This window comes from Vreelandella sp. L-15, assembly GCF_056857635.1.
Genome location: NZ_JBSXNN010000053.1, coordinates 1 through 18,640, shown reverse-complemented (window position 1 = coordinate 18,640; position 18,640 = coordinate 1). Strand labels below are relative to the sequence as shown.

13 protein-coding genes are annotated in these 18,640 nt (G+C 59.3%); 8 read left to right on the top strand and 5 right to left on the bottom strand.

Annotation, left to right across the window (positions count from 1 at the left end; translation table 11 throughout):
• Window positions 1-186 precede the first annotated feature (186 nt).
• Window positions 187-663: a Dps family protein gene (locus AC13CY_RS06965; RefSeq protein ID WP_044630145.1), complete on the top strand. Its 477-nt coding sequence runs from the start codon at window positions 187-189 to the stop codon at window positions 661-663.
• Window positions 664-769: 106 nt separating this feature from the next.
• Here AC13CY_RS06965 and AC13CY_RS06960 read toward each other — a convergent pair whose 3' ends face one another.
• Both AC13CY_RS06960 and AC13CY_RS06955 read right to left on the bottom strand, forming a co-directional pair.
• Window positions 770-2,227 carry an aminoacyl-histidine dipeptidase gene (locus tag AC13CY_RS06960; RefSeq protein ID WP_044630144.1) on the bottom strand — a complete coding sequence of 486 codons (1,458 nt, stop codon included), beginning with the start codon at window positions 2,225-2,227 and terminating at the stop codon, window positions 770-772.
• Between the two features lie 27 nt (window positions 2,228-2,254).
• A complete protein-coding gene (locus AC13CY_RS06955; RefSeq protein ID WP_483052411.1) occupies window positions 2,255-4,465 on the bottom strand; it encodes a tRNA(Met) cytidine acetyltransferase TmcA in 2,211 nt (736 codons plus the stop codon).
• A 332-nt stretch (window positions 4,466-4,797) separates the two neighbouring features.
• Here AC13CY_RS06955 and dctP point away from each other — a divergent pair, with 332 nt between their 5' ends.
• The 4 genes from dctP (at window position 4,798) to AC13CY_RS06935 (ending at window position 9,671) form a co-directional block, all read left to right on the top strand.
• Window positions 4,798-5,901 carry a TRAP transporter substrate-binding protein DctP gene (dctP, locus tag AC13CY_RS06950; RefSeq protein ID WP_044630143.1) on the top strand — a complete coding sequence of 368 codons (1,104 nt, stop codon included), beginning with the start codon at window positions 4,798-4,800 and terminating at the stop codon, window positions 5,899-5,901.
• A 77-nt stretch (window positions 5,902-5,978) separates the two neighbouring features.
• Entirely contained in the window at window positions 5,979-6,482 is a 504-nt protein-coding gene (locus AC13CY_RS06945; protein WP_289095020.1) for a TRAP transporter small permease subunit, read from the top strand.
• Window positions 6,479-7,807 (top strand): TRAP transporter large permease, encoded by a 1,329-nt coding sequence (locus tag AC13CY_RS06940; protein WP_197931357.1) that lies wholly within the window; start codon window positions 6,479-6,481, stop codon window positions 7,805-7,807. The genes AC13CY_RS06945 and AC13CY_RS06940 overlap by 4 nt, the downstream gene beginning before the upstream one ends.
• A gap of 163 nt (window positions 7,808-7,970) precedes the next feature.
• Entirely contained in the window at window positions 7,971-9,671 is a 1,701-nt protein-coding gene (locus AC13CY_RS06935; protein WP_044630140.1) for an ABC transporter permease, read from the top strand.
• Window positions 9,672-9,698: 27 nt separating this feature from the next.
• On the opposite strand, the gene AC13CY_RS06930 is transcribed toward AC13CY_RS06935, so the two are convergent.
• Window positions 9,699-10,796: an ABC transporter ATP-binding protein gene (locus tag AC13CY_RS06930; protein ID WP_287148186.1), complete on the bottom strand. Its 1,098-nt coding sequence runs from the start codon at window positions 10,794-10,796 to the stop codon at window positions 9,699-9,701.
• A gap of 224 nt (window positions 10,797-11,020) precedes the next feature.
• On the opposite strand from AC13CY_RS06930, the gene AC13CY_RS06925 reads away from it, so the two are divergent.
• Window positions 11,021-12,046 (top strand): Fe(3+) ABC transporter substrate-binding protein, encoded by a 1,026-nt coding sequence (locus AC13CY_RS06925; RefSeq protein WP_483052410.1) that lies wholly within the window; start codon window positions 11,021-11,023, stop codon window positions 12,044-12,046.
• Between the two features lie 112 nt (window positions 12,047-12,158).
• On the opposite strand, the gene polA is transcribed toward AC13CY_RS06925, so the two are convergent.
• Complete coding sequence (polA, locus tag AC13CY_RS06920) at window positions 12,159-14,924, bottom strand: DNA polymerase I (protein ID WP_483052409.1); 2,766 nt, start codon at window positions 14,922-14,924, stop codon at window positions 12,159-12,161.
• Window positions 14,925-15,097: 173 nt separating this feature from the next.
• On the opposite strand from polA, the gene AC13CY_RS06915 reads away from it, so the two are divergent.
• Together AC13CY_RS06915 and speA are read left to right on the top strand one after the other, a co-directional pair.
• Window positions 15,098-16,057 (top strand): homoserine kinase, encoded by a 960-nt coding sequence (locus AC13CY_RS06915; RefSeq protein WP_062361845.1) that lies wholly within the window; start codon window positions 15,098-15,100, stop codon window positions 16,055-16,057.
• Window positions 16,054-17,976 (top strand): biosynthetic arginine decarboxylase, encoded by a 1,923-nt coding sequence (speA, locus tag AC13CY_RS06910; protein ID WP_287148187.1) that lies wholly within the window; start codon window positions 16,054-16,056, stop codon window positions 17,974-17,976. The genes AC13CY_RS06915 and speA overlap by 4 nt, the downstream gene beginning before the upstream one ends.
• 88 nt (window positions 17,977-18,064) lie before the next feature.
• Here speA and AC13CY_RS06905 read toward each other — a convergent pair.
• The coding region (locus tag AC13CY_RS06905) for a fumarylacetoacetate hydrolase family protein (RefSeq protein WP_483052408.1) at window positions 18,065-18,640 on the bottom strand (576 nt) is incomplete at its 5' end.

Sequence of the window (18,640 nt, the reverse complement as noted above, 5' to 3'; positions counted from 1 at the left end):
TGCGCCTACATTTATTTATTCATCAGCGATGAGTCAGCCGTCGCCAGCTCACCGCTCTAATGGTAGGGCGCTATAGCTGCGATGCAAAAAACCTGTTTTGCATCGCAAGCACAGCGCCTTAAGCTAGATCAAACGATTTGATGGCCGTACTTTTTCAGCGCGGCTCCAACCATGGAGGAGCAGATAATGGATGACATGAACAGCATTGGCCTACACGAAGGCAGCGCCAGCCAGTTAGCCGAGAAACTCAATCACCTGCTGGCCAACTATCAGATTTTTTACATGAATGTGCGTGGCTACCACTGGAACGTGAAGGGCAACGACTTCTTTGAGCTGCATGCCAAGTTTGAAGAGTTCTACACTGACCTGCTGACCAAAGTAGATGAAGTGGCCGAGCGTATTCTCACCCTGGGGCATAAGCCGGTACACGCCTACAGCGATTACGTGAAGCTGTCGCGCATCCAAGAAGACAAAGATGTCCACGATGGCAAGACCTGCGTGCAAGGCGTTCTGGCAGGCTATCAAACGCTGATCGAACTGCAGCGCGAACTGTTGGCGCTAGCGTCCGACGCCGATGACGAGGGCACCGCCGCCCAGGCGAGCGACTACATCCGCGAGCAGGAAAAAACCGTGTGGATGCTCAACGCCTATTTAGGCAAGTAAGTTCGGTGAACAGCCGCGATTAATAACGCTGCGGCTACTCCTCCCTAATAAAAACGGCACCTTCGCGGTGCCGTTTTTATTGCTTTTTTGCTGCTTTAGTATGGCGTTACTTCGCCAGCGCCGCCACCAAATCGCGCAGCATGGCCCAGAACTCCGCCACGGACTCGATCTCCACCCGCTCATCCGGCGAGTGCGCGCCGCGAATCAGCGGGCCGAAGGAAATCATGTCCAAGTGCGGGTATTTGCTGCCCAAAATACCGCACTCTAGCCCCGCATGGATCACTTTCACCTCGGGCTCGTGGCCCATCAGCGCCGCGTGGCGCGCCTTGAAGGTGGCCAGTAGCGGGCTATCCGGGTTGGGTGCCCAGCCGGGGTAGCCGTTTTCAACTTTCACCCGTGCGCCCATTAGCCCAAACAGCGCCTGAAAGCGCTCGGCCATCGCTTGGGCAGCGCTATCGTGCAACGAACGCACCAGGGCGCAGAGGTGGAAACGCCCCTGCTCGACGCTTAACACGCCCAGGTTGTTGGAGGTTTCGACTACGCCTGGCACGTCGGCGCTCATGCGCTCGACGCCGCAGGGGGCGGCATGTAGCGCGGCCAGCAGCATGGCGCTAGCGTCCAGGGTCAGCGGCTCAGCGTCGGCCTGTTCGGCACGGGTGGCGGTCAATACCAGGCCGCTATCGCCACTGCCCAGCTCGGCCTTGAGGGTGGCGGCCAGCCTCTCGACGGTGGCCAGGGCGGCGTCCATATCATCGGCGGGCAGTGCTACCTGGGCAAAGGCTTCACGGGGAATGGCGTTGCGCAGCGTGCCGCCCTGGTAGCTCACCAGGCGGGCACCGAAGGCCTCCAGTGCCCACAGCACGCGCACCAGCAGGCGGTTAGCGTTTCCCAAAGGCTTATGGATATCCATGCCCGAGTGGCCGCCTTTCAGGCCGGTGAGCGAGAGAGAAAGGAGTTGCTCGCCCTCCTGCAGGGCAGCGCTGGGCAGTTGAGCGTCAACCACCACATCCGCGCCGCCCGCACAGCCGATATACACCTCGCCACGGTCTTCGCTATCCAAGTTGAGCAGCAGCGAGCCTTCCAACCAATTTTCAGCAAGATTCAGCGCACCGCCCATGGAGGTCTCTTCTTCCAGGGTGAACAGCGCTTCCAGCGGGCCATGGGTCAGCTCGGGGTCTTCCAGTACGGCCAAAATGGCCGCCACGCCCATGCCATTATCCGCCCCTAGAGTGGTGCCTTCAGCGTAAAGCCACCCCTCTTTGACCACGGTGCGAATGGGGTCACGGGTAAAGTCGTGCTCATGCCCCGAGTTGGCCTGGGCCACCATATCCAGGTGCCCCTGCAGCACGATACCGGGAGCGTCTTCACAGCCGGGCGTTGCGGGCTTGCGAATGCGCAGGTTGCCAAAGGCATCCCGGTCGTGGGTGAGCCCCTGAGCATCGGCCCAGGCTTCTAACGTCGCCACCAAAGCGGCTTCATGGCCGGAGGGGCGTGGCGTGTTACACAGGGTGCGAAAGTGCTGCCATACAAGGCGTGGTTCGAGCGCTGCTAGATGTGCGTTCATGGAAACTCTTCATTATCGATAACGGGCTTACTTTAACCGCTCTGGCTCACTGGGGAAAAGCGCGCATGCTTCGATCACCTGCTGTACAGCCTGACGTAAGCGTTGTACGGCCTCTTTTTGAGCCTTAGCGAACGGCTGATTTTGGTAGGCCCAAGCAGCGAGCTGCTGATGCGCCTGCTGGGCCTCACCTAACGGTTGGCGGCTGGCTTCACGCGCCAGCGCCTGCAGCGCCGGGCGAGCCAGGGCGGGGTCGCGGCGGGCATAGGCTACGTCGTGAATAGTTTGGTGCTCGGCTGCGCTAAGCGGATGGCCGGGGAGCGAGGTGAGCAACAGCGCCACCACCGAAGCGGGCAGTGTTGCCAATTCAAACGCCAACAGGCCGGGTAGCGAAGCGGCAAAGCCTGCGGTTAATTCACCGAGCACCGACTGCCCCTCTTGGTTGAGCGGTTTGGCGACCATCACTGCGTATTCGCCAGTGGCGGCTTCTCGGGTAATGCCTAAACGCACCGGCACAAACCCCAGCGCCAGCCAAAATTGGAGTAACCCTGCCTCGGCCCCAAAAGTAGCCCCATACAGCGCAATGCCTTGCTGAGCAGCGCTGACCATATCCTCTTCCAACAGCTGCCGCCCCAGCCCTTCGCGACGGCGCTGTGGGTGGGCAGCAATGCGCGCCACCCGCCGCCAGCGGGCGGTTAGCGCCTCACGGCTGCCGCAATGGGCCGCCAGCGACTGCGCCAACAAATGCCCCTGAGCTCTGCGCTCGCCTCGCGCTACCTGCTCGGCAAGCGCGGCATCAAAGCCGCCCTCCTCTCGCGTGACCAGTACCGCTTGGGGGCCAGCCCCATCGCTGCCTAGCATCATGCGCAGCGACGTGTCGGGGCCATCCAGCAGTTGGCGTAAATCACTCGGCGTGGTGCGGTAGTGGGACTGCACCAGCAGGCCAAACAGCTTTTCCAGCAAAGCCCCCCGCTCCGCTAGCTGCGCTTGGCTAATCACCATGCTGGGAAGCCGCTCGCCCTGGTGTGGCTCTACTTTGGGCAGCGGCGCATCGAGTAAAAGCAGGTGCTGAATGACGGCTTCCAGCGGGTCACCGGCTGACCAGCGTATTGGCGCTTGCAGCGTCAATTCACGCCACTGGGGCGCTTGGCGGTCCAATATATCGCGAAAACGCAGCGCAAAGCCGCGCCCCGAGCCTTCGTAGCCATGCACCGTCGTGGCAAACGCAATGCGCGGAAAAGCCACCAGCCAGCGGGCCAGCAACGACGCCGGAATGGCGGCGGCTTCATCCACCAGCAGCATACTGCCGCTGCCTCCTAGCGTGCCCTGCTCTACCTGTTCCGTCAGTACATCCGGCGGCAAAAAGCGCAGCCGACTGCCGTTGGGAAGCAACACCTCAGCGGGGCCGTGGTGCTGTGCTTCAGGGCACAGCGCCGCCACTCGGCTAAAGACGCTCTCCACTGCGCTAAGCCGAGGGGCCGTAAGCAGAAGCTCTACACCACCGCTTTGCTGCAGTAAGCGCGCGCAGGCTATGCCCAAAGCGGCACTTTTGCCTCGCCCCCGGTCGGCAGTCACCACCAGCGGGCGGCGGCGTTTGAGCTTGACCAGCGCGCTCACTGCGCTGGCTTGGTCTAGAGTGAGACAGTCAGCATCGTTCCAGTGCGCGGCGGCTGCTTGCCGTTTGCTCAACGCGGGTAGCCATAACGCACCACCAACGGGCCAGCGGATCACGGCGTTAGACTCGCCCAACTGACAGGCCAGCCGCGCTAAATAGTGCGCGCTGAGCGCTTCCCACTGCCAAGGGTAATCGGCAAAGCGGGCGTAGTCGGGATCGGGTTGGCTGCCCCACGTCGCTGGGGTAACCAGCACCAGCAGACCGCCAGCGCTGACAGTGCCCGCTAGTGCGCCTAGGGCATCTGGATCTAACCCTTGGTGGCCGCTGGCATCCAGGATCACAAGCTGATGCTCTGCTCCCAGCCGGGTGCGCGCTTTGCGGCTTGGCAAGCTCGGTGCTATCGGCGCTTGCTGGCCATCCCCTATCCACAGTGGCGCACTCCAGTCGAGTGCTTGCCATAGCGCCAACGCCTGCTGGCGCGCCTGCTCTGGAGCACCGTTGAGCCACACTAACCCCCGCCAGCCGCGCCGCTTTAAACGGCGGGCATAGCTGGCTAACACAGCAGCTTGTTGTGCAACGGCAGTGCCAGCCGGTGAGGTAGGCTCAGCGTGGTGCGGCCTGCCCATGGCAACTCCTTAAAATAAAAATTCTCTTACAACTTTGGTTTAACAAATAGGCGCTTTTCAACGTTTTATCACCATATCCCCCCTGTGGAAGTGCACCTAATAGCATTTTAAAGCGATGTTTTGACTGCCATTTTTCAAATAAAACGGCAACAAAGCCCGCGTTAGCTTCCTTGTATTACTGATATTGCGCTGCAGCGGGGGGTATGTGCTAGCTTAGCGATGCAGCGCAGGATGTTTTACTTTACGTAAACGTTAGCCTGCCCGCTGTACTTTCCTGCTTTCAGGTCATTAACACTAATAACGCTAACCGCCAAAGTACCAGGAAACATACAATGAAAAAGACCACAAAATTCGCATTGACCAGCCTTGCCGCTGGCGTCGCTTTCGCCGCTCTTACCTCTACCGCCCAGGCACAAGAGCAGTGGACCATGACCTCCACCTGGCCGGAGAACCTGGATCTGATCAAGATCGACCAGCACTGGGCAGAGTTGGTTAACCAACTAGCGGGCGACGAAGTTCAAATTAACTTCCGCGCAGGCGGTACCTTGATGCCCGGCACCGAAGTCTTCGACGCCACTGAAACCGGCGCTATCCAAGCCGCGGGTGACTGGCCCGGCTACTGGGCAGGCTTAAACCCGGCGTTCTCGCCGCTGGCCACCACCACCAGTTTGTTCAACGGTGTCGATTATCTGAACTGGATCCAACAGTGGGGCGGCTTCGAGCTCTACCAAGAGATCTATGGCCAGTACAACATGGTTTACCTGCCCTACGGTATTACCAACAATGAATCCGGCTTTATGGGCCGCACGCCCATCGAGAGCATCGCCGACCTAGAAGGCAAGCGCCTGCGTCTTTCTGGCCGTGACCAGGGCCGTGTGCTTGAAGAGTTGGGCGGCTCACAGGTCACACTGGCTGGTGGCGAAGTGTACCAAGCCATTGAGCGTGGCGTGATTGACGCAGGTGAGTTCTCCACCCCTGGCGTTGACTTCAATGCAGGCTTTGCCGAAGTGGCCGACTACTGGGCGACCCCCGGCTGGCACCAGTCAGCGAGCGTGTTCGGCGTTATGATCAACAAAGATTCTTGGGATGCGCTTTCTGAAGAGACGCAAGCCAAGCTGCGTATCGCTGCCGAAGCCACCATGGCGTGGTCACTCTCCTGGTCTGAGCGCGAATCCACCGAAGCGACCCAGAAGTTTATCGACGCGGGCGTGACCATCAACCAGTTCTCTGAAGAGGATCTGGCGCGTATCCAGGAGATCACCAACGAGGTCATCGTACGCGGCGCCTGTGAGAATCCAGACCATGCTAAGGTCTACCACTCCATGATCACCTACCTGCAAGAGTACGCCGCATGGCGTGATGTGACGGCCCCCTTCAACATGAGCCGTACCATGGATAACCTGCCCTCACTGGAAGAGATCGAAGCCTGCCTATAAGGCATTCACTATAAAAGCGTAACATTGCCGCCCCAGCACCTGCCGGGGCGGCCTTAGCTCAGTTGCGGAGATCTTCCATGAATGCGATTGCCAAGGCGATCGATGCGATTAACGAGCTGTTTGGCCGCATTATCGCGCCGTTAATTGCCATCATTACTCTCATAGTGCTTTACGACATTGTGTCGCGCTTTTTTTTCGGCCGCCCAAGCGACTGGGCGTTCGATATTACGAAGATGCTGTTCGGCGCTCACTTTATGCTCATGGCGGCTTACGGGTTGCGTCATCACGCCCACGTTGAGGTGGATGTGGTGAAGCGTTTGCTATCTCGTAAGAAGCAGGCCGTGCTGGATCTCATTGGCTACCTAGTTTTCTTCGTGCCGTTTATTTGGCTGCTGCTGACCTACGGCTGGCGCTTCTTTGAGCGCTCCTTTAGCCGTGGCGAAACCACCTACGGCATGGTCTCGATTCCCGTTTATCCGGTGAAAGGCGTGATCGTCTTGGCCGCCGCGCTGATTTTGCTACAGGCGATTGCCATTGTGCTGCACGCCATTATGCAGCTGCGTGAGGAGACATCCGCATGAGTGCAGAACTACTGACGCTGGTGATGTTTGGCGGGCTGCTGGTCGGGCTGTTTATGGGCCATCCGCTAGCCTTTGTGCTGGGCGGCATGGCGGTCATCGGCGCGTATCTAGGCCCCGGTATTAATACCCTCGGCATTATTATTAATAACGTTTATGGCAACGCCATGGACAACTATGTGCTGGTCGCCATTCCGCTGTTTATTTTGATGGCGCGCTTTCTCAACGACTCCGGCGTGACGGAGAAGATGTTCGACGCCATGCGCCTGCTGCTGGCGAATGTGCGCGGCGGCCTCGCCTTAACCGTCGTTGTTGTTTCGGTATTGCTGGCAGCCACGACCGGTATTGTTGGGGCGTCCATCGCCGTCATGGGGATGATCGCGCTGGTGCCGATGCTGAAGTATGGCTACAACAAAGAGCTCAGCGCGGGCGTGATCATGGCCAGCGGCTGTCTAGGCATTTTGATTCCGCCCAGCATCATGCTGATTTTGATGGCCAGCTACTCGCCTGTGTCGGTGGGTGCGCTGTTTGCCGGGGCGCTGATTCCAGGCCTGCTGCTGGGCGTGATGTACGCGCTTTACGTGGTGCTGATCTGCTGGCTGAAACCCAGCTACGGCCCCAAGGTGCCGAAAGAGGAGCGCGCCGAGGTCAGTACCAAAGAGCTGCTTATTATGCTGGGCAAGTACGTGGTGCCGCCGATGTCGCTGATCCTGGGCGTGCTCGGTGCTCTATTTACCGGGATCGCCACCGCGACCGAGGCCTCGGCGATTGGTGTGTTCATCGCTTTCCTGCTGTTCCTGATCTTCGGTGACCGCAAGCTCTCGACCTGCTACAACACGCTCATCGAAGCGGGTAAAACCACCACCATGGTGATGCTGGTACTGGTAGGGGCAACGGCATTTACCGGCGTGTTCTCCATTGGTGGCGGCATGACTGTGATCAGTGATTTTGTACTCGCCATGCCGGGCGGCACCTTTGGCGCGCTGCTGCTGATGCTGTTCCTGGTCTTTATCCTGGGTATGTTCCTGGACTGGACCGGCATTGTGCTGCTGAGCTTCCCGATTATGCTGCCGATCATTGCTCAGATGGGCGTGGACGTATTGTGGTTCGTGGTGATGGTGGCCGTGGTGCTGCAGACCTCCTTCCTCACGCCACCGTTTGGCTATGCACTGTTCTACCTCAAAGGGGTCGCCCCGCCAGGGGTTGAGATCGTCGATCTGTACAAAGCGGTGGTACCGTTTGTAGCGATCATCATTCTGGCCTGTATCCTGATGTCTATCTTCCCCAGCTTGATTACCGGGCTACCTAGCATGATGGTGGGCTACTAACACATCAGCGGTTAGGCCAGCGCTAAATCCCTCCGCTTTGCGGGGGGATTTTTTTGCCTGCCCGAATGCTGGCTGCACCCCACTGACGCAAGTGATACTATTTGCAACCGCTATTTTTTCGCATTGACGAGCCATACTGCCCCTCGTCCAAGGAGCCAACGACGTGTCTACACCTGCTCGCCGGTCACCATCGGCTCTGCTTTCAGGTTTCGCATCACGCTTTACGCTGTCGCTTAACCCTTGGTCAATTGCACTTTTTCTGATTGCCCTGATTGTGGCACTGCCTATTTTGGTCGTGCTTGGCCATATCGTGATGCCCACCGAAGGCGTTTGGCAGCACTTGGCCAGCACGGTTCTGCCTCGCTACTTATCCAACACCTTCTGGCTGGTACTGTGGGTGGGGTTAGGCACACTGGTAATTGGCACAGGGACCGCTTGGCTGGTGGTGATGTGTCGCTTCCCCGGCAAGCGCCTATTTGAGTGGGCGCTACTGCTGCCGCTGGCGGTGCCGACCTATGTGATTGCTTATGCCTACACCGATTTTCTACAGGTGGCGGGGCCGCTACAAAGCCTGCTGCGGGAGTGGTTTCACTGGCAGGTCGGCGACTACTACTTCCCCAATGTACGCTCGTTGGGGGGCGCTGCCACGCTGATCACCTTCGTGCTTTACCCCTATGTGTACCTGCTGGCCCGCGCTTCCTTCTTAGAGCAGTCGGTGTGCGTCTTGGATGTTGGTCGCACGTTAGGGCGCGGCCCCTGGCGTTTATTTGCCAGCGTTGCGCTGCCGCTGGCACGCCCGGCGCTGGTGGGCGGCGTCTCGCTGGTGCTGATGGAAACGCTCAATGAGTTTGGCGCGGTGCAGTTTTTTGGGGTGGATACCTTTACCACGGGTATTTACCGCACCTGGTTTGGCCTAGGCGAGCCGATTGCCGCGGCCCAGCTAGCCGCCTGCCTGCTGACCTTCGTGATCGCCTTCGTGCTGCTGGAGCGCTGGTCGCGGGGTAAGCGCCGCTACTTCCACACCACCAACCGCTATCAACAGTTGCCTGAGTACAGGTTGCACGGCTGGCACGCCGTCGGGGCGACGCTGGCCTGCCTGTTACCAATCACCGTTGGCTTCTTGCTGCCGAGCGGCATTCTGTTGGAAATGGCGATCACCACCGGCGACAGCCTATTTGGCACGCGCTTCATCGGCTTTGCCATGAACAGCCTGAGCCTCGCTACGGTGGCAGCGCTGATTGCCGTGGGGCTGGCGGTGCTGCTGAGCTACGGCGTGCGGCTGCATAACTCCCCCAGTGCGCGACTGTTTACCCGCATTGCGGCGATGGGTTACGCCATTCCTGGCTCGGTGGTGGCCGTGGGTATTTTGATTCCGTTTGCCTGGCTGGATAACGCGCTCAACACTTGGCTTCACACCCATTACGATAAGATCATCGGGCTGGTGTTTAGCGGCACGGCGTTCATCTTGATTTACGCCTATGTGGTGCGCTTTTTGGCGGTGTCGTTTAACGCAGTAGAGGCGAGCCTGGGCAAAGTGACGCCAAGCATGGACGCCGCCTCGCGCACCCTGGGGCAAACAGCCGGGGGCACGCTGCGCCGCATTCATACGCCACTGATGCGCAGCAGCCTATTGGCCGCGGGCATTCTGGTGTTTGTGGATGTGATGAAGGAGCTGCCCGCCACGATTATTTTGCGGCCGTTTAACTTCGACACGCTGGCGGTGCGCGCTCACAGTTTGGCGTCCGATGAGCGCTTGGCGGAGGCGTCTACTGCATCGCTCACCATTGTGGTGGTGGGGATTCTACCGGTAATTCTACTCAGCTTGGCGATGCGCCGGGCGCGCCCAGGCAGCCAAGCCGAGTAATTAAAACACGCAACTAACGCGGAAAGACTAACGCGGAAAGATAAATACCTGGGTGTGGTCGAGGTCGATATCAATCGGCTGCCCCTCCTGGGGCAGGAAGACCCCTGGTACCCGTGCGTGCAGGTGCGCTTCTTGGCCATCAGCACCGTGGGCACATAGGTGAATCAAGCTAGTGCGGCCCAGTAGTTTCGCCATCACCACGTGGCTGTGGCTGTGGGTTTCCGCAGGCAGGTCGCGCTCTTTGATACGCAGCGCCTCCGGGCGGATCATCACCTGGGCCTGGCTACCCTCTGGCAGCCAGCTGGCATCTATGTCGCCTACCGGCGTTTGTACCACGCCTCCTTCCACCACCCCTTCAAGCTCGTTCACTTCCCCAAAGAAGGTCACCACAAATGGGTCGACGGGAGCGCAGTAAAGCTCCCGCGGGGTACCCGTTTGGACGATTTTGCCATCGCGCATCAAGGCGATGCGGTCGGCCATAAACATCGCTTCTTCCGGGTCGTGAGTCACCAGTAGCGTGGCCGAGCCCAGCTTTTTCAACACGTGCAGCGTATCGTCGCGAATCCGATCACGCAGCCGAGCGTCCAGGCTGGAAAAGGGTTCATCCAACAGCATTAGCTTGGGCGTAGGTGCCAGAGCTCGGGCCAGCGCCACGCGCTGCTGCTGACCGCCGGAGAGCATATGCGGGTAGGTATCGGCGTAGTCAGCCATGCCAAGCTGGGTTAATAGCTCCAGCGCACGTTCACGGCGCTGGCTGGAGGGCAGATGCTTTAAGCCGAAAGTGACATTTTCCAACACGCTAAGGTGGGGGAAGAGCGCCGAATCCTGAAACGCCAGCCCGACGTTGCGCTTTTCCGGCGGTACATGGCGTTTGCCGGGGGCGGCAATGGCCTGCCCTTCCAGGCTGACGGTGCCTTCTTGGACCACTTCCAGCCCTGCCGCAATGCGCAGTAGCGTGGTTTTACCGCAGCCGGAAGGGCCAAGCAGGCAGACCACTTCGCCCTGAGCAATGTCGAGATCAATACCTTTAACAACTTTGTTAGCCGCAAACGTATGCTGAACATCGCGTAGCGACAGCGCCGATGCAGGCTCCGCCACCTCAGAAAGGGACACAGTTGCCGTCATTCGTTCACCCATGGTTTGTTCGCCGGGAGAGCGCTGACCGCTCAGCCATTGCGAACACGGTTGAAAGTTATTTGCATTCTATTTTCTATTGGCGTGAGATGCACGTCTAGGCACAAAAAGTGATGCGAGTCATTAGCATTTCGCTTGACGTCCTTCGAACAAGGCGTTTCAATACGCCATGCCGGTAATGCAACTTATTATCATAAACATTCAGGGTATTTGTTATGAAACAAGCACGTCTTTCGGCCTCCGTAGCTGCCATCATGGCCGGCTCTGCGTTCGCCAGCAGCGCACTCGCTAATGAAGTCAACATCTACTCCGCACGCCATTACGACTCTGACGAAATTCTCTACCAAGCGTTCACTGAAGAGACAGGCATTGAAGTAAACGTGCTGGAAGGCGATGCCAACCAACTGATGGAGCGTATGCAGCGTGAAGGCGTGGCTAGCCCCGCCGACGTTATGCTGACCGTGGATGCAGGCAACCTGTGGCGCGCCGAGCAAGACGGTATTTTTCAAAGCGTAAACTCTGATGTACTTAACGAGCGCCTGCCGGAATCCATGCGTCACCCAGAAGGCATGTGGTTTGGCTTTAGCCAGCGCGCCCGCGTGATCTACTACAACCGCGAAAACTTCGACCCGAGCCAGATCGCTACCTACGAAGATCTTGCCGACCCGCAGTTTGAAGGCCAAGTGTGTATCCGTTCTTCCAACAACATCTACAACCAGTCACTGCTGGCATCGCTGATTGAGCACCACGGCGAAGAAGGCGCGCAGGAGTGGGCCCAGGGCGTTGTGAACAACATGGCCCGCGACCCCGAAGGCGGTGATACCGATCAGATTCTTGGCGTTGCCAGCGGTGAGTGTAACCTCGCCGTCGCCAACCACTACTACTACGTGCGTCTGCTGCACTCTGACGATGCCGCCGAGCGTGAAGCCGCGCGCAAAGTGGGCGTGATCTTCCCCAATCAGGATGACCGCGGTACCCACGTGAACGTAGGTGGTGCAGGCTTAGTCGCCAACGCACAAAACCCGGAAAACGGTATTCGCTTCCTGGAGTTCCTGGCCTCAGACCAAGCGCAAGAAGTGCTGGCCGAGCGTAACTACGAGTTCCCGGTGGTAGAAGGCGTGAAGAAAAACCCGGTGCTGGAGTCTTGGGGCGATTTTGCCAAAGACGACATCAACATCAGCATCCTGGGTGAGAACAACCCGGAAGCGGTACGTATCTTCGACCGCGTTAGCTGGCGTTAAGCGCGGCTTGGGCACACGCTTTTGAAGCCGGTGCTTAAGTAACGTACTCAACACAACCCCCGCAGCGACCGCTGTGGGGGTTGTGTGTTATTGGCGAGTGCTCTCTCGTTCGTTAGTGGGCTTCATCCCAATTCGCGCCGCTTTGCGCTTCCACAATCAGCGGTACGCTGAGCGAGGCCGCGGCCTGCATGCGTGCCTGCACTTGCTCAATAAAGCGCTCTACCTGCGCCTCGGCCACCTCGAACACCAATTCATCGTGTACCTGCATGACCATCAGCGCATCGAACTCCCCTTCCGCTAGCCACGCATCCACATCAATCATGGCCTGTTTGATAATATCCGCCGCCGTGCCCTGCATCGGCGCGTTGATGGCCGTGCGCTCGGCCCCTTGGCGGCGGTTGCGGTTTTGCGAGTGAATCTCTGGCAGGTATAAACGCCGCCCCATCACGGTTTCGACAAAGCCATCTTCCGCCGCCTGGGTACGAATGCGGTCCATATAGCGGGCGACGCCTGGGTAGCGGTCAAAATAGCGGTCGATGTAGGTTTGGGCCTGGCTACGGTCAATACGCAGCTGACGAGCCAGCCCCCAAGCGCTCATGCCGTAAATCAAGCCAAAGTTAATCGCCTTAGCGCTGCGCCGCTGGTCGCCAGACACCTTTTCAAGCGAGGTGCCAAAAACTTCCGCCGCGGTAGCGGTGTGGATATCGCGCCCTTCAGCAAACGCTTCCAGCAGCCCTTTATCTTCCGAAAGGTGCGCCATAATACGCAGCTCGATCTGCGAGTAGTCCGCCGCCACAATGCGGTAGCCAGGGCGCGCCACGAACGCCTGGCGAATCTTGCGCCCCTCTTCGGTACGAATCGGGATGTTCTGCAGGTTCGGGTCCGACGACGACAGCCGCCCGGTGGCCGTAACCGCCTGATGATAGCTGGTGTGCACGCGGCCAGTTTTCTTGTTCAGCAGGCGCGGCAGCTTATCGGTATAGGTAGATTTCAGCTTGGCCAGGCCACGGTGCTGCATGATCACCTTGGGCAAGGGGTAGTCCAGCGCCAGCTCTTCCAGCACGGCTTCGGCGGTGGAAGGCGCGCCCTTGGGGGTTTTCTTGATGACCGGAATCTTCTGCTCTTCGAACAGAATCTGGCCCAGCTGCTTGGGAGACCCCAGGTTGAACTCGCGGCCCGCCAGCTCAAAAGCTTCACTCTCTAACTCGCGGATGCGCTGTTCGAGCTGCTGGCTCTGCTCGTACAGGCGCTCGGCATCCACGGCCACGCCGTTACGCTCGATGCGCGACAGCACGCTGATTAGTGGTAGCTCAAGGTGGTCGAGCACCTCGGCCAAGCGCCCTTCCCGCTCCACTTGGGGACGCAGCGTGTCCTGTAGGCGCAGGGTGATATCTACATCCTCGCAGGCGTAGGGAGCCGCTTGCTCTAGGGCAATCTGATTAAACGTCAGCTGCTTGGCGCCTTTGCCCGCGATCTCTTCAAACGAAATGGTTTTCTCGCCCAGGTACTTCAGCGCCAGCGAATCCATATCGTGGCGCGTGGCGGTGGAGTTGAGCACATACGACGCTAGCATGGTGTCGGCAAACGGGCCAACGACAGAAATGTCGTAGTTCGCCAGTACGGAAATATCGTATTTGAGGTTTTGTCCAATTTTGGTTTTGGCCGGGTCTTCCAGCAGTGGCTTTAACGCTGCCAGCACCGCTTTGCGATCAAGCTGCTGGGGAGCATCCAAGTAATCATGGGCCACCGGAATATAGGCAGCTTCCCCGGCTTCCAGCGACACGCCGATACCCACAATTTCTGCATCCATGTAGTTGAGGCTGGTGGTTTCCAAGTCGAAGCAGAAACGTTCGGCCTCGTTGAGCCGTTCGAGCCACGCCTCCAGCTCGGCCTGCTCGGTAATCACATGGTCGTGGCGCTCGGTCGGCGCCGTTTCCGTCGTGCTGTCGGTTGTTTCCGAGACGGGCTCACCGCCTGCCACATCGTCCACGCCTTCGTCGTTGCCTTCCAGCAGCTCGGCGAGCCACTGTTTGAACTCCATCTGTTTGTAGAGCTCGACCAGCGCTTCGCGGTCCGGGTGGGCAATGTCCAAATCATCCAACCCCACCGGCAAGTCGCAGTCGGTTTTGATCGTCGCTAACTGATAGGAGAGAAACGCTTGCTCGCGGTGCTCTTCCAGTTTTTTGGGTAACGTTTTCGCGCCGCGGAAACCGAGGGTGGTCACGCGCTCTAAATCGCCATAAATCGTGTCTAAACCGCCGCCCATACCTTGCAGCAGGCCAATGGCGGTTTTCTCGCCCACCCCAGGCACGCCGGGGATGTTGTCCACCTTGTCGCCCATCAGTGCGAGGAAGTCGATAATCAGCGCCGGCGGCAGGCCAAACTTCTCCTCCACGCCCGCTTCATCGAGGGTTTCCTCTTTCATGGTGTTGACCAGCGTGATGTGGCCGTTCACCAGTTGGGCCATGTCCTTATCGCCGGTGGAGATGACCGCGTCGCGGCCAGCCTGAGTGGCTTGGTGCGCCAACGTGCCAATCACGTCATCCGCCTCGACCCCTTCGATGCACAGCAGCGGCAGGCCGAGTGCTTTGACACAGGCGTGCAGCGGTTCGATCTGGCTGCGTAGGTCATCCGGCATGGGTGGGCGGTGGGCCTTGTAATCGCTGTACAGCTCATCGCGGAAGGTTTTACCCGGCGCGTCGAACACCACCGCCATGGGGCTATCGGGGTAGTCTTTCATCAGCCGTTTGAGCATGTTCAGCACGCCCTTCACGGCTCCGGTCGGCTGACCGTTAGAGGTCGTTAGCGGCGGCAGCGCATGAAACGCGCGGTAGAGGTACGAAGAGCCATCGACGAGCACGATTGGGGCACGGGCCATAACCAAATTCCATAGTCAGCAAAACGGTAAGGATGTCTGCTCTCTATGATACGCGTTCAACGCCGGGCCTGCAGAAAAGAGCCCTAAAACTCGCTACTCTTCACCACACAACGCTGCCAACTCGTGCGGCAAGCCGCTACAATAATCGGCTTAGCAACCTGGGCGAGATTCTCATGGCAGTATTCACCCCGCTTAGCGACGCACAGGTCGCCGCGTTTTTGGAAAAATTTGATGTTGGCAGCTTTGTTGCGCTTCAAGGCGTGGCAGGCGGCACGGAGAACTCGACGTTTTTCGTGACCACCGACCGCCGCGAGCTGGTGCTCACCCTGTTTGAGCAAGGCGAACACGAAGAGCTGCCGTTTTTTGTTGAGTTGCTCGATTACTTAGACGAGCACCGCTTACCGGTGCCCGGCACTATTCATGACCGCGAAGGCGTGGCGCTGCACAGCCTGGCGGGCAAGCCTGCGCTGCTGTTCCCGCGCCTGCCGGGCAAGCACCCCAGCGCCCCCAACCTTGCCCAGTGCCAAGCGCTGGGCAGCACGCTTGGGCAGATGCATAAAGTATCGCAGCACTTTCCCGGGCATCGCCCCAACCCCCGTGACCTGCACTGGCTGCGGGCGGTACACCATAAGGTGCTCACCTACATCAGCCCTGACGATCAAACACTGATGAAGAACGCAGTGGATGATTTCGAGAGCGAATTTAGCCAGCATGGCGAGCTTCCCCAAGGAGCAGTGCATGGCGATTTGTTCCGCGATAACACGCTGTTCGAGGGCGACGCCCTGGGCGGTATTATCGATTTTTATAACGGCTGCACCGGTGACTTGCTGTTTGATCTCGCCATCGTGATCAACGACTGGGCCTCCAATGAGGACGGTTCGCTGAACGCCGAGCGTTACAACGCCATTTTAAGCGCCTATCAAGCGCGACGCCCGCTGACCGAATCCGAACGCACGCTTTGGCCGACGATGCTGCGTATGACCGCACTGCGTTATTGGCTGTCACGGCTGCTGGTGGTGTATGTCGACCCACCGGCCCATGACTTAACTCCCCACGACCCCGAGCGCTTCCGCATGATTCTTAAAGCACGCATCGCGTTTGGCGCACTCCCGATTCCAGAGGCATCTTCATGAGTGAAATGGCAACGACCAGCAGCCCCGCCGTGCGTGCCCGCCGCACTTGGAACATGGACCAGTGGGGCAGCGGCTACTTTGATGTCGACGACCACGGCCAAGCCCTGGTACGCCCGCTGGGCAGCGATGCGGAAGGCCCGGCGCTGCCTATCAGTGCGTTAGTCCGTCAGTTACAGGCGGCGGGGTTACGCTTACCGGTGCTGGTGCGCTTTAGCGATATTCTTCACGATCGCGTCGAACAGCTCTGCGGTGCCTTTGACGCCGCCATGCAGGACGTGGACTACCAGGGCGGCTATACCGCGGTTTACCCGATTAAGGTGAACCAGCAGCGTCGGGTGGTAGAAGAGATTCTCGCTACCTCTGAGCGGGGTAATGGTCGCGTAGGGCTCGAAGCAGGCAGCAAACCCGAGCTGCTGGCGGTGCTGGCGCTCTCCGACGGCGGTTCGTCGCTGATCGTCTGCAATGGCTATAAAGACCGCGAGTACGTGCGCCTGGCGCTGCTGGGCGAGAAGCTCGGCCACCGGGTCTATCTGGTGGTGGAGAAGCTCTCCGAGCTGGAGCTGATTTTAGAAGAGGCCCGCGAGCTGGACGTAACCCCGCGCATTGGCCTGCGCGCGCGGCTGGCCTCGGTAGGCAAGGGCAAGTGGCAGAACACCGGCGGTGAGAAGTCGAAGTTCGGTCTCACCGCCAGCCAGATTCTGGAAGTGGTCGAAACCCTACGCGCCCAGGATGCTCTGGCCAGCCTGCAGCTCGTGCACTTCCATCTAGGCTCGCAGATCGCCAACATTCGCGATATTCAGCGCGGCCTGCGGGAGTGCGCGCGCTTCTATCAAAACCTGATGAGCCTGGGCGCGCCCATCGACACCGTCGATGTGGGCGGCGGCTTAGGGATCGACTACGAAGGCACCCGCTCGCGCAGCTACTGCTCGGCGAACTACTCCATGCAGGAGTACGCCCGCAACGTGGTCAGCGCGTTCTCCCAGCTCTGCCAGGAGGCTGACCTGCCCCAACCGCACCTGATCAGTGAATCCGGCCGCTCGCTCACCGCCCACCATGCAGTGCTGATCACCAATGTCATTGATGAAGAGCGCGTCAACGACACGCCGCCAGAGCGCACAACCCAGGAAGAAGATCCGCAGGTAGAAGAGCTGTGGCGGGTGTTCGACCAGTTGGCCGAGACCCAAGAACCGCGGGTGCTGGTCGAGGCGTGGCACGACCTGTTGCAGGCAGTTAGCGAGCTACACGACCGTTTCGTTCTGGGTCTGAGCAGCATCAACGCCCGCGCCGAAGGCGAGCGCCTCTACATGGCCGCCTGCACGCGCCTGCGTGGAAAGCTAGATACCCGCAACCGCGCGCACCGGGAAATCATGGACGAGCTGGCCGAAAAATTGGCCGACAAGCTGTTCGTTAACTTCTCGCTGTTCCAGTCAGTGCCAGACGTGTGGGGCATCGAGCAGATTTTCCCCGTGCTACCACTCAGTGGGCTGGACAAAGCGCCCACCCGCCGTGCGGTGATCCAGGACATCACCTGCGACTCTGATGGCCGTATCGATAGCTATGTGGATGGCCAAGGGGTAGAAACCACCCTGCCGCTGCCTGAGTGGGCCAATGACGACGAGCGCTGGTTAGGCTTCTTCCTGGTGGGCGCCTACCAGGAGATTCTTGGCGACCTGCACAACCTGTTCGGCGATACCGATTCGGTGGATGCAGCGCTAGGTGAAGATGGCGAGTGGGTGCTCTCTAACCCGCAGGCGGGGGATTCGGTGGCCAACGTATTGGCCTACGTGAATTTCGATGCCTGCGTACTGAAACAGAAGCTCACCGAGCAGCTGGTCACAAGCGGTTTCTCTCCGGAAGAGCAGGCGCACTTTGCCGCTAGCCTGACCGAAGGCCTAGAGGGCTACACCTACCTGGAGTAACCCTTCACCGGCTTAACGCGTTTCACAAAAAAGGCCACCGAGCGTATCGGTGGCCTTTGTTTTGCGTGCTGAACCCGTGAGCAGGTCGTTACTCAACGACGCTGGTCGAAATCTCCAGGCCGCCAGTCAGCGTTAAGCGTAGCGCCGCGCCGCGGGGTAGCTCGCCGACTCCGGCAGGCGTGCCGGTCAAAATCACATCGCCTGGCTCCAGGGTGAAGTGACGGCTCATTTCTGCCACCAGCGTGGGAATAGCAAAAATCATATCCGCGCCTTCGCCGTGCTGGCGCTCTTCACCGTCGATTTCTAGGGTGAAGGTCAGCGCGTTCCAGTTAGGCACGCGGCTCAGCGGCAAGAAAGGCGACAGCGGGCAGGCGCCATCAAAGGCCTTGGCGATTTCCCAAGGGTGGCCTTTCTCTTTTAACTTGGTTTGCACATCGCGCAGGGTTAAATCCATCGCAAGGCCAATGCCTGCAATGGCACGCTCGGCTTCATCTTGCGTGGCGTGGGTGAGGGTCTCCCCTACCAGTAGCGCCAGCTCGACTTCATAATGAACATCGCCTCGCGAAAATGGCGGGTCGAGAGGCTTGGTTAAGTCCACCACGCTAGTGGCGGGCTTGATGAACAGCAGCGGCTCACTGGGAACCGGGTTATCCAGCTCTTTGGC

What these genes read in the sequence shown, in the direction of transcription:
- AC13CY_RS06915 (WP_062361845.1), top strand. Translation starts at nt 15,098, where the DNA reads ATGGCAGTATTCACCCCGCTTAGCGACGCACAGGTCGCCGCGTTTTTG.
- AC13CY_RS06925 (WP_483052410.1), top strand. Translation starts at nt 11,021, where the DNA reads ATGAAACAAGCACGTCTTTCGGCCTCCGTAGCTGCCATCATGGCCGGC.
- AC13CY_RS06960 (WP_044630144.1), bottom strand. Translation starts at nt 2,227, where the DNA reads ATGAACGCACATCTAGCAGCGCTCGAACCACGCCTTGTATGGCAGCAC.
- AC13CY_RS06955 (WP_483052411.1), bottom strand. Translation starts at nt 4,465, where the DNA reads ATGGGCAGGCCGCACCACGCTGAGCCTACCTCACCGGCTGGCACTGCC.
- AC13CY_RS06945 (WP_289095020.1), top strand. Translation starts at nt 5,979, where the DNA reads ATGAATGCGATTGCCAAGGCGATCGATGCGATTAACGAGCTGTTTGGC.
- AC13CY_RS06940 (WP_197931357.1), top strand. Translation starts at nt 6,479, where the DNA reads ATGAGTGCAGAACTACTGACGCTGGTGATGTTTGGCGGGCTGCTGGTC.
- AC13CY_RS06965 (WP_044630145.1), top strand. Translation starts at nt 187, where the DNA reads ATGGATGACATGAACAGCATTGGCCTACACGAAGGCAGCGCCAGCCAG.
- polA (WP_483052409.1), bottom strand. Translation starts at nt 14,924, where the DNA reads ATGGCCCGTGCCCCAATCGTGCTCGTCGATGGCTCTTCGTACCTCTAC.
- AC13CY_RS06930 (WP_287148186.1), bottom strand. Translation starts at nt 10,796, where the DNA reads ATGACGGCAACTGTGTCCCTTTCTGAGGTGGCGGAGCCTGCATCGGCG.
- dctP (WP_044630143.1), top strand. Translation starts at nt 4,798, where the DNA reads ATGAAAAAGACCACAAAATTCGCATTGACCAGCCTTGCCGCTGGCGTC.
- speA (WP_287148187.1), top strand. Translation starts at nt 16,054, where the DNA reads ATGAGTGAAATGGCAACGACCAGCAGCCCCGCCGTGCGTGCCCGCCGC.